9 protein-coding genes and 1 tRNA gene are annotated in these 11,145 nt (G+C 49.5%); 7 read left to right on the top strand and 3 right to left on the bottom strand.

Translation table 11 applies throughout. The features are described 5' to 3' along the window. The 5 genes from BMY09_RS16605 (at window position 1) to BMY09_RS16585 (ending at window position 5,388) form a co-directional block, all read left to right on the top strand. Window positions 1-77: transfer RNA gene (locus tag BMY09_RS16605), tRNA-Arg, on the top strand. 191 nt (window positions 78-268) lie between these two features. Next, window positions 269-1,726: a tRNA uracil 4-sulfurtransferase ThiI gene (thiI, locus tag BMY09_RS16600; RefSeq protein WP_091360507.1), complete on the top strand. Its 1,458-nt coding sequence runs from the start codon at window positions 269-271 to the stop codon at window positions 1,724-1,726. Window positions 1,727-1,997: 271 nt separating this feature from the next. Continuing rightward, the gene (locus BMY09_RS16595) at window positions 1,998-2,237 is read left to right on the top strand and encodes an OadG family protein (RefSeq protein ID WP_091360506.1); all 240 of its coding nucleotides are present in this window, start codon (window positions 1,998-2,000) and stop codon (window positions 2,235-2,237) included. Window positions 2,238-2,298: 61 nt separating this feature from the next. Beyond that, complete coding sequence (gene oadA / locus BMY09_RS16590) at window positions 2,299-4,074, top strand: sodium-extruding oxaloacetate decarboxylase subunit alpha (protein ID WP_091360504.1); 1,776 nt, start codon at window positions 2,299-2,301, stop codon at window positions 4,072-4,074. A gap of 12 nt (window positions 4,075-4,086) precedes the next feature. Beyond that, window positions 4,087-5,388: a sodium ion-translocating decarboxylase subunit beta gene (locus BMY09_RS16585; RefSeq protein WP_091360502.1), complete on the top strand. Its 1,302-nt coding sequence runs from the start codon at window positions 4,087-4,089 to the stop codon at window positions 5,386-5,388. A gap of 115 nt (window positions 5,389-5,503) precedes the next feature. Here the strand turns inward: BMY09_RS16585 and BMY09_RS16580 are convergent, their stop codons facing one another. Then, window positions 5,504-6,427, bottom strand: a complete 924-nt coding sequence (locus BMY09_RS16580) for a histone deacetylase family protein (RefSeq protein WP_091360500.1) — start codon at window positions 6,425-6,427, stop codon at window positions 5,504-5,506. 324 nt (window positions 6,428-6,751) lie between these two features. Between BMY09_RS16580 and BMY09_RS16575 the strand changes: the two genes are divergently transcribed. Continuing rightward, complete coding sequence (locus BMY09_RS16575) at window positions 6,752-8,392, top strand: response regulator (protein WP_091360499.1); 1,641 nt, start codon at window positions 6,752-6,754, stop codon at window positions 8,390-8,392. Between the two features lie 24 nt (window positions 8,393-8,416). Here BMY09_RS16575 and BMY09_RS16570 read toward each other — a convergent pair whose 3' ends face one another. Next, window positions 8,417-8,719, bottom strand: a complete 303-nt coding sequence (locus tag BMY09_RS16570; protein ID WP_091360497.1) for a hypothetical protein — start codon at window positions 8,717-8,719, stop codon at window positions 8,417-8,419. 64 nt (window positions 8,720-8,783) lie between these two features. Beyond that, window positions 8,784-10,475: a sigma-54-dependent Fis family transcriptional regulator gene (locus tag BMY09_RS16565; RefSeq protein WP_091360495.1), complete on the bottom strand. Its 1,692-nt coding sequence runs from the start codon at window positions 10,473-10,475 to the stop codon at window positions 8,784-8,786. A gap of 329 nt (window positions 10,476-10,804) precedes the next feature. On the opposite strand from BMY09_RS16565, the gene BMY09_RS16560 reads away from it, so the two are divergent. Further along, window positions 10,805-11,145 (top strand): VOC family protein (locus BMY09_RS16560; protein WP_175483576.1); only part of this gene is annotated, 341 nt, incomplete at its 3' end.

The raw sequence follows: 11,145 nt of genomic DNA, 5'->3' as shown, positions 1-11,145 counted from the left end.
GCGCCCGTAGCTCAGCTGGATAGAGTACCTGGCTACGAACCAGGCGGTCGCACGTTCGAATCGTGCCGGGCGCGCCACTTTTTCTACTCCCTCCTGACAGGGCTCTTCTTTGAAGTAATATTCCGGAGTTGCCATATCATATGGCAGAGACGCTGATGGCTTAAATCTGCATACCTGACAAGCGGCCTCCTGATAATTGTATGAATTTTGTCCCCTCTTCGCGGCAATGTATAATAGCCGGCCTTTTAACCCTGTGCAGAAGTCAAACATGAAATTTATCGTCAAGCTGTTCCCTGAAATCACTATCAAGAGTAAGCCCGTGCGTAAGCGCTTTATCCAGCGCCTGCAATCTAACCTGCAGGTGACGCTCAAGCGCATTGATAATGATATTAAGGTGCGGGGCTTGTGGGACCGGGTTGAGGTGGAACTTCCCTCCGCAGACCGTGAGCTGAGGGCTCGGGCGGTGGAGTTGATGTGCTGTACGCCGGGCATTCAGCATATCCTCGAGGTGGATCAGTATCCGCTGGGCACGTTTGAAGAGGTTTTTCAGATCACCAGAGAGGTGTACGCAGAGCAGGTCAAAGGGAAAACCTTTGTCGTGCGTATCAAACGGGGTGGCAGGCATGAGTTTAAATCCACCGATCTTGAACGATATATCGGTGGCGGCTTATTAGAGCATTGCGAAACCCGGGGGGTCGATCTGCATAACCCTGAGGTGACTGTTAAACTTGAGATCCGTGATCAGCAGCTGTTTCTGATATCACATCAGCACAAAGGGCTGGGAGGCTACCCGCTGGGCACGCAGGAGGATGTTATATCGCTTATCTCCGGAGGTTTTGATTCGGTTGTGGCCAGCTATATGACGATGCGCCGGGGGAGTAAAACCCATTTTCTGTTTTTTAATCTCGGTGGGCGGGCGCATGAGATCGGCGTGAAGCAGATTGCACTTTATCTGTGGCAGCGATATGGCAGTGCGGCCCGGGTTAAGTTTATTTCAGTGCCTTTCGATGAGGTGGTGGGAGAGATTTTGCAGAATGTGCATCACACCCATATGGGGGTGATTCTGAAACGGATGATGATGAGGGCAGCGGAGAAAGTTGCCGACCGTATGAAGCTGCCGGCGTTTGTGACCGGCGAAAGCATTGCTCAGGTGTCAAGCCAGACACTGATCAATCTGCAGGTGATCGATTCTGTCACTTCTAAGTTAATCGTGCGTCCGCTGGTGACTATGGATAAGCAGGATATTATCGATATCACTAAAGAGATCGGGGCTTATGATTTTGCCAAGAATATTCCCGAGTATTGCGGTGTGATCTCTGATCGTCCGACAACTAATGCAAAACTGGAGCGAATCGAGGAGGAGGAAGCTAACTTCGATTTTGATGTTCTGGCACAGGCACTGGAGAATACTCAGGTGATCTTCATCGATAAGATTGTTGAGGATATTAATATCCATACAACTATTGAGGCATTGACCCGGGTGGGCGAGAATCAGATGATTATTGATATCCGCCACAGTCGGGAACAGGAGCGTAAACCCCTTAATATGCCTAAGGCTGAAGTGTTGGCGATCCCGTTTTTTGATCTTGAAACAAAATTTCAGGAACTGGATCAGGCCAAGGAATACCTGTTGTATTGTGATAAAGGGGTTATGAGTCAGATGCATGCTCAGAACCTGCAGGATAAGGGGTTTGGTAACGTAAAAGTGTATCGTCCTGAGGTGTAAACCGGGCGGTAAAAACGTTGTTAGTTAAGATCGTAAGTTGACGTATTTTCGCTGTTTTTTGTAGTTTATTTACAGAAGTTTGCGGCACTTTTTATGCATTAATTATATTGTAACCAGTTGCCTGAAAGGTTTATTTCAGGTTTAATTGTTCACCATTTATTAACTGTTCATCTGTTCTGTTGCAGCCGGAATCGACCTTTCGGGGGAGAAACTGCGGCCACAAGCCGGCAACAGACTTATGGGTTTCGTACAAAGAAGGAGCACCCGTTAGATGGATAATCTAATGTCAGAAGGCCTCAGTTTAATGGTCTTTGGTATGGGATTCGTTTTCGTATTCCTGACCCTGTTGGTTTTTGCTACCGGCATTATGTCGAAGCTGATTGCGAAGGTGGCCCCCGAGGCACCGGTGCCAGCCAAGTCAGCGCCAGTCGTTGCTGTTGCAGCGCCTGCTGGCGATGATGAACTGGTTGCAGTGATGACTGCCGCAGTACATCAGTTCCGAAAGGACTGACCCGGTAGCTGAATTCAAGAATAAACATTAAAGAGCATTAATCGACAAAAGGCCTATACCCATGTCTGATAAAAAACCTCTTGGCATTACCGATGTCGTATTACGGGACGCGCATCAGTCGCTGTTTGCTACCCGTATGCGCATCGACGATATGCTGCCAATCGCTGAGAAACTGGATAAAGTCGGTTTCTGGTCCCTGGAAAGCTGGGGCGGAGCGACGTTTGACTCATGTATCCGCTATATTGGCGAAGATCCATGGGACCGTATCCGTGAACTGAAAAAAGCGATGCCTAACACCAAGCAGCAGATGTTGCTGCGAGGCCAGAACCTGCTGGGCTACCGTCACTATGCTGATGATGTGGTTAGCAAGTTTGTTGAGCGAGCCGCGACCAACGGTGTTGATGTTTTCCGTATTTTTGATGCGATGAATGATCCCCGTAACCTGGAAACTGCGATCAAAGCGGTTAAAGCGACCGGTAAGCATGCACAGGGCACCATCTCGTTTACCAAGAGTGTGGTACACACCAACGATATGTGGGTTGAGTACGCCAAGACACTGGAAGATATGGGGGCAGAATCGATCGCGATTAAGGATATGTCCGGTATCCTGACGCCTTACGATGCCTTTGATCTGGTTTCCCGTCTGAAAGCTCAGACTGATCTGGAGGTGCAACTGCACGCTCACGCAACGTCAGGGCTGTCTGATATGACCATCCTGAAAGCGGTTGAAGCGGGCATTGACCGTGTTGATACCGCTATCTCCTCTATGTCCATGACTTACGGTCACACGGCGACAGAATCTGTCGTTGCTGCTCTGGCGGGCACTGACCGTGATACCGGTCTGGATCTGTTGCAACTGGAGGAGATTGCAGCTTACTTCCGTGAAGTGCGGAAGAAGTATGCCCGTTTTGAAGGCTCACTACGTGGTACTGATTCCCGTATTCTGGTAGCCCAGGTTCCGGGCGGTATGCTGACCAACATGGAAAGCCAGCTGCGTGAGCAGGGTGCTGCCGATAAGTTTGATGAAGTGCTGGCTGAGATTCCACGGGTACGTGAAGACCTGGGTCTGATACCGCTGGTGACTCCAACCTCACAGATTGTTGGTACGCAGGCTGTTATCAACGTCCTGATGGGCGAACGCTACAAGACAATCTCTAAAGAGGTTCAGGGTGTTCTGAAAGGTGAGTATGGCGCAGCTCCTGCACCTTATAACGCTGACCTCCAGGCACGGGTGCTGGATGGCGGTGAAGCAATTACCTGTCGCCCTGCTGATCTGCTTCAACCAGAGATGGAAAAGCTGATTGGCGAACTGAAAGCTCTGGCTGCAGAAAAAGGCATCAGCCTGGCGGCTGGTGAGAACGAGATTGATGATGTTCTGACCTACGCGCTGTTCCCTCAGATCGGTCTGAAATTCCTTGAAAATCGCGGTAACCCTGACGCATTTGAACCCGCACCTACATTAGAGGACGCCCAAGCAATGGCTGCACCTAAGAATACTGGTCCACAGACTTACACTATCAATGTTAACGGTCATAACTACGTTGTTCAGGTTTCAGAGGGTGGTGAAATCACTGCGGCTGCTCCCGCAGCAGCGCCAGCGGCTGCACCTGCTGCATCCGGTCCTGCTGAGTCTGTTCCAGCTCCGCTGGCAGGTAACATCTGGAAAGTTGTTGTATCGGCAGGCCAGACTGTTCAGGAAGGTGACGTTCTGGTTATTCTGGAAGCGATGAAGATGGAAACAGAGATCCGTGCGGCTCGTGCCGGTACTGTTTCCAGCATCGATGTTAAAGAAGGTGATACAGTTCAGGTTGGTGACAGCCTGCTGACTCTGGCGTAAGGGCAGATCTAAATGGATAAGCTAATGGACCTCTGGCACGCGTCAGGGGTATACAATATCACGGGTGGGCAGGCCTTTATGATCCTGATTGGCCTCCTGCTTCTGTTTCTTGCTATTCGTAAGAACTTTGAGCCCCTGCTGCTGGTGCCGATCGGTTTTGGTGGCATTCTCGCCAACATCCCTGAAGCAGGCCTGGCGATGTCAGCCGTTGAAAACGCCATCCATCTGGGCGGCCCTGAGATGCTCAGCAATCTGGCTGCAGCGCTGCATATCAGCAGCACTGAGCCTGAGGCACTGAAGCATGCCTATCATCTGGCTGACAGCGCGTCCCATACGGCTGCTGTTTATGCTGCCAATGATCATGGCTTTAACAACGGTATGTTGTATAACTTCTATCTCGTTGCGATTGCCTCCGGTGCTGCGCCGTTGATCATCTTCATGGGGGTTGGCGCGATGACTGATTTCGGTCCGCTGCTGGCAAACCCTAAAACCCTGTTCCTGGGGGCTGCAGCTCAGTTTGGTATCTTTGCTACCATTATGGGCGCAGTGGGTCTGACGACTCTGGGACTGATGGACTTTACTATTCAGGATGCCGCAGCTATTGGTATCATTGGTGGTGCTGATGGCCCCACGGCGATCTATGTCGCCTCACTGCTGGCTCCGGACCTCTTAGGTGCGATTGCGGTGGCTGCATACTCCTATATGGCACTGGTACCTCTGATTCAGCCGCCGATTATGCGGGCGCTGACGACCGAAGCTGAACGTAAGATCTCTATGGTTCAGTTGCGTCATGTACCGAAGACCGAAAAGATCATGTTCCCGATCGTGTTGCTGATTCTGGTGGCCTTGCTGCTACCTGATGCCGCACCACTGCTGGGTATGTTCTGTTTCGGTAACCTGATGCGTGAGTGTGGTGTTGTTGACCGCCTGAGTGATACTGCTCAGAATGCGCTGATCAACATCGTTACCATCTTCCTTGGCCTGTCTGTTGGATCTAAATTGTCGGCAGATAAGTTCCTGGATATTCAGACGCTGGGAATTCTGGTGCTGGGCGTAATCGCATTTGGTATCGGTACTGCCTGTGGTGTACTGATGGCTAAGGTTATGAATAAGATGGCGGGTGGTAATGCAATCAACCCGCTGATCGGTTCAGCCGGTGTGTCCGCTGTACCAATGGCAGCCCGGGTATCCAATAAGCTGGGTCTGGAGTCAAACTCCCAGAACTTCCTGCTGATGCATGCCATGGGGCCCAACGTAGCCGGTGTAATCGGCTCCGCGGTTGCTGCCGGTGTGATGATCAAGTTCGTTGGTTAAATCTACGATGTTAAAAAAAACCGCCTTCGGGCGGTTTTTTTGTTTTCGCTTTTTCTGGCAAGTCACGAAGGGACGTCTCGCCACTAGCAAGTCGCGCTGCGACGTTCTGCTTTTATTAATACCCCGCCATCACTTCCAGGTGAGCCTGTACACTGAATGCTAAAGACACTGGATTATAACCGCCTTCCAGTACAGAAACGATGCGACCGCCGCAGGTGGTGCGAGCCGCGTCCATCAGTAGCTGGGTTGCCCAGCGGTAATCTTCTTCTGTGAGATTCAGGTCGGCCATAGGGTCTTCGTGGTGCGCGTCAAAACCCGCCGAGATAAAGATAATATCGGGTTTATGATTCTGGATGGCAGGTAACCAGCGTTTTTCTAATTGCTCCCGGAAGACAGACGCGCGGGTGTGGGCTTCAATCGGGCAGTTGACAATATTATCCCGCTGAATATCACTGTAGCGTTCCGGGTAATAGGGGTGTTGAAAGGTTGAACACACCAATACCTCGGGCTTGTCTTTAAAGATATCGACTGTGCCATTACAGTGATGTACGTCAAAATCAACAATGGCTACCCGGTCAACTGCAGGTTGTTGCAACGCATGCATAGCACCAATGGCGACGTTATTAAAAAAACAGAACCCCATTGCAGCATTATGTTCAGCATGGTGGCCTGGGGGGCGCACAGCGCAAAACGCGTTACTGACTTTCTCTGCTAACACCTGATTGGTCGCCAGAATAGCAGAGCCTGCAGCAAGGCTGGCGGCATGGAGTGAATCAGGACAGAGAGCAGTATCCTCATCGGCATAGAAAACTCCTTCTTCCGGAAGCTTCATTTCCAGTCGCTTTTGATGCAGATTAGCGTGAGCCAGCTGGACCTGCTCAGGGGTGACGTGCACCGACTCCATCTGTTTAAGATGCTCAATCAGTCCTGTTTTTTGCAGCACTTTCTGAATTGCCAGAAGTCGGATCGGGCTTTCGGGATGTTCCGGCCCCATATTGTGCAGGGTGCAGTCGTGATGAGTAATAAATGCGGTAGTCATAGCAGATCTGATTCTTTTATTTGTAATTAAGTCTACTGGAATATCATTGCGGCAGCGCTTAGTCAAAAGTTGTAGGGATTAACCGTTTAGCAAAACAGCTTAATAGTGAGACTGTTGACATGGATCATTATCTATTTTGTCAGATGACTATACTATGGTTCTCACAGCATAGAACTGTATTTAGCACCGGGCGTTTCACCCTACATCCGGTGCTTTTTTTTGCCTGAAAAAAACTGATCCCCTTTTTGAGATGTTTTTTCTTTCTCCCCGGAGGTGTGGCTCTTATACTTGATTGAACTGAGTTATTGAGAATAAGGCTGGCCTGTGACCGTTGTGCGCAACAATCCCGTTGATATACAGATCGATTATTCAGACAAGCATGTTCTGTTAATCGACAGCAGTGGGAATATGCGCGCTACTATCTATTACATGCTGCGGGAGCTAGGCATCAGCAATGTTAAAGCCGTCACAATCAATGACAAGGTTATCCCGTTAATCGCACAAAACGATTTTGATGTCATCCTGTTAGGACATAATGCCAGTGACAGCGTTACCGGGATTCAGATTCTTGAGGAGGCCCGCTTCCGAGGCTATATCAAACCCAGTGCTGCCTGGATCTGTATGACCAGTGATTCCTCGCAAGAAGTGATTCTGCATGCCATTGATAGTCAGCCGGATGATCTGATATCAAAGCCCTTTTCTATTGAAGAGCTGAAATATCGTCTCGACCATATCATCCGGCGCAAGCTGGCACTGCGTCCGGTAGATCTGGCGATAGAGTCTGGTGCGTATTATCAGGCGTTACAAATCTGTGAGGCTCTGATCGATCGTCAGCATCCGGAATATACTCATCTGCAAAAAGTCAGAGGAACGTTGCTGCTGGACCTGGGTGAGTATGATAAAGCCCGTGAGCTGCTGGATGGAATCTATTGGGAAACCCGGGATAAGGAGGCGGGCCTCTACCTTTGCCGGGCATATGTCGGTCTGGACGATCTGGCGGCAGCAGAGCAGCTGCTGCAGGAGCTGATTTCTGATAATCCACTGCTGATCGCTGCGTATGATCTGTTGGCAAAAGTGCATGAACAGATGGGGGATCTTATCCAGGCCCGGGAAACCCTGAAGGAGGCAACTACCCGGGCACCTCTGGGTATACCGCGGCAGATGGAGCTGGGACGTGTCGCGGTGCAGACACAGGAGATGGATCTGGCAAAAGGAGCATACCGACGCTCAATCGCCCTCGGTAAGCACAGCTGTTATCACTCGGCAGAGCCCTATCTTAAACTGGCAAATCTGCGGCGGATGGAGGTTAAAGCCAGTGACAATGTGACCCGGGAGCAGATAGAGCGCGAGATAGATGGTTTGCTGGTCAGTGCCCGGAAACAGTTTTCATCAGACCGCGCAGCTGAAGTCCGTGCTTTTCTTATCCGCAGCCAATTAGCTGAAGATCTGGGTGAAAACAGTGATAAGGAACGTTTTCTCAGAGATGCTAAGCTGGTCAACCGGGAGTTGGAGAGCCCGCTTGATATCGATCGTGAGCTGCTGGTGATGTCCGGTGAAGCCTTGCCTGTGCTGGAAAAATCTCAGCAGGTGTCTGCAAATAAAGAAAGAGAGACTAAGGCTAAGCAGCTTAATCCGGATATGAGTGATAAGGCTAACCGGTTGGGAATCAAACACTATCTCTCGGGCAAATTCGGTCTGGCGATTAAGTCTTTCGGTGCCGCCGTCGATTTTGATTTTAATAACCAGTCTGCAGTGCTTAATCTCGCCCAGCTGTTTCTCGAAACCGCCCGCGATGACAAAGAGCGTCGTGAAGGTCGCTTAAAAATGGTTGATCGCTATCTGAATCTGGTCGAGCGGGCATCACTGAAGCCGGAATTAAATAATAAAAAGCTGCTATTGAAACGATATCGCTCAATGCCGCTGGATGAGTTGCCGCCATCCTCACTGGGGCCTTTATTGAAGTAAAGGGCGTTACGGTGGCTGCATCCTTCAGAAACGCAGAGACATTGCTGGTTGTTCTCCTGCACGGGTATAGTCTGCTCCCGCTTCATCGTGAGTCATTGTCTGAACCAGCTCAGCCTGATGGATGCCGGCATCTCTACAGATGTTGTAGGCCTGCTCCAGGCACTTACAGGTGACAACGTCTCCACCCCGGCGCAGAAGTTCTCTGTGCACAGCTTTATCTTTGATGTAAGACAGTTCGATAACAATGGGACTGCAGCCTGATTCAATAAATTTAACAGCGGTAATTAGTTTCGATTGGGCGTACGTTTGCATCTGAGAGATCTGCATAAGAGGCTCCTTTTTTAGACGCTGTACGCACCCGGTATCGGGCTGGATCAGTCAGATAACAATTTCACTTCAGTCGTTCTGAGTCGCTATTTTTTTGAGTAGAGGATTGTTCCTCAAGACACTTTATTTTATAGGTAATCTGGCGTCGGGAGATCCCCAGCAGTCTGGCTGCCTGAGTCATATTACCTTTGGTTTTTTCCATGGCTGCTTTAATCAGTCGCCCTTCAAACTCCTTCAACGGCAGGTTTTCTTCGAGTAAATGTTCATAGATATCCCCCGCCGGGGATACTTGATATTCGGTTGGCAGTGCTTCAGTCCGTTGCGAATTCGATCCGGTAACCACGTGCTGACGTTCAATTGTCCCGTGATCAGGTGCCAGCAGAACCGCTCTTTCAATAATATTCTGTAGTTCGCGGATATTGCCCGGCCAGTCATAGTCCATTAGTGCCTGCAAGGCAGACTCGCTGATCGCTTCAATTGATTTGCTATACAACGGGGCATATTTTCCAACCATGGAACGGGCTAATAGCGGAATGTCTGACTTTCTCGATCTGAGCGGTGGAATCTCTACCGGGTAGGTGGCAATCCGATAATAGAGATCTGAACGGAAGCGTCCCTGATCAATCGCTTCGTGCAGGTTCATATTAGTCGCAGCAATCAGCCTGACATCCACTTTAATGGTTTTGTTATCACCCAGACGTTCCAGTTCACCAGACTGCAGCACCCTTAACAGTTTAACCTGAGCAGACAGAGAGAGTTCGCCCAGCTCATCAAGAAACAGTGTGCCGCCATTTGCTGATTCGAAGCGACCGGGCCGGGAAGCATTGGCGCCGGTATAGGCGCCACTTTTTACCCCAAAAAGTTCGGCTTCGATCAGGTCATTTGGGATTGCACCGCAGTTGATAGCGATAAACGCTTTGTCTGATCGCCCACTGTTCTGATGCAGCCAGCGGGCAAACAGCTCTTTACCCACTCCGGTTTCACCCAGTAGAAGGACGTTGATCGGACTGTTGGCGGCTTGATTTAGCAGAGTAAACGCTTTGACAAACTCAGGTGACTGGCCAATTAGCTCACCCTGTTCGGGTTGTTTGGCTGATGGAGCCCCCCTTAGTGAGTTCAGTTCTGACTCGATTGAGCGAAACTGCTGTTTCACCGGGTCCTGCTTAAAGTAATCGATATAATCGTCGTCTCCCCAGGCTTCGACCGGTTTGCCAACGAGTACGCATTTGCTATCGCCTTTGGCGACACACTCTACCTCTTTAAAAACGATATAGCGTTTGAAGAACATTGAAGAGTAGCCGGAGGCATAGCCGACCAGAATCCAGCAAACGGGATCATGGGTTCGACCCGAGGTCTCCAGCTGTATGGCTGCTTCGATAGAGTTCAGACAGTGCACTTTGCCGTAGAAGCTACCTTTTTCCCAGTCTACCTCCGATTCGGTGATAGTCGATTTAACAAACCCTTCCAGGCCGTGCAGCGCAGGGCCGATATCGAACACATCGTAGTTGTCATCGGTACCATACAGCTTTAGCGCCAATTCAGCGTCCTGTTGCCCTGCAGTGAATCCCATGCGAACCAGAATGCTCTGTGCCTGTTTGGGATCGAGGCTATCGAACAGGCTTTTACGGATCTCCTCAAGCACCTGACTATGAAATAGTAGCATACGATTCTTATCCAGCCATATCTGGCCATCATCGCTTTCAAACCGCAGCTTTTCATGGATTTTAAAGTGTTCTAACAGCTCTTGATTTTGCATTTTGTTGTTATTTTTTTGTCGTTTGGGATGCTTTATCTAACAGGTTAACCATCATGAACGGAGTTCGTCTAGTGGTTTTTTGGTTAAAGCCGCTTTTCCAGTTGCGACTTTTTTGTCCGTTCAAAAATGTACGATTTATATTTTATGTTCATAAATGAACGTTGCTCGTAGGTCATTATGTACATTTATGAACAGTATGTTATTGCTTAAAATTATCTTGCCTGAAATAACCTATTGTTTTTTAAGTGAAAAAATTAGAGTGGTCTGAAGTGTGCTGTATACACCTTACGGAACATCAAAATAATAAATTTAAAAACAGGAGTTTTGTTATGGCAATGACCGGTGTATTGAGACCTGGACATGTCCAGATCCGGGTGTTTGATCTGGAAGAGAGTGCGCGCTTCTATCGTGATGTAATGGGGCTGGTTGAAACCGGTCGTGATGATCAGGGTCGGGTGTATTTCAAGTGTTGGGATGAACGGGATCATAACAGTTACATCATCCGTCAGGCTGAAGAAGCAGGAATAGATTTCTTCGGTTTTAAAGTGCTCAATGCCGCAACGCTGGATAAGCTGGAAGCGGATCTGAATGAATATGGTATTGCAACCACCCGTATGCCTGCCGGGGATATGCTGGAAACCGGTGAGCGGGTTCGCTTTACTTTGCCAAC

It is taken from the genome of Amphritea atlantica (genome assembly GCF_900111095.1).
Classification (GTDB): Bacteria; Pseudomonadota; Gammaproteobacteria; order Pseudomonadales; family Balneatricaceae; genus Amphritea; species Amphritea atlantica.
The sequence above is the reverse complement of the archived record's forward strand: the minus strand, read 5'-3'. Positions and strand labels throughout refer to the sequence as shown.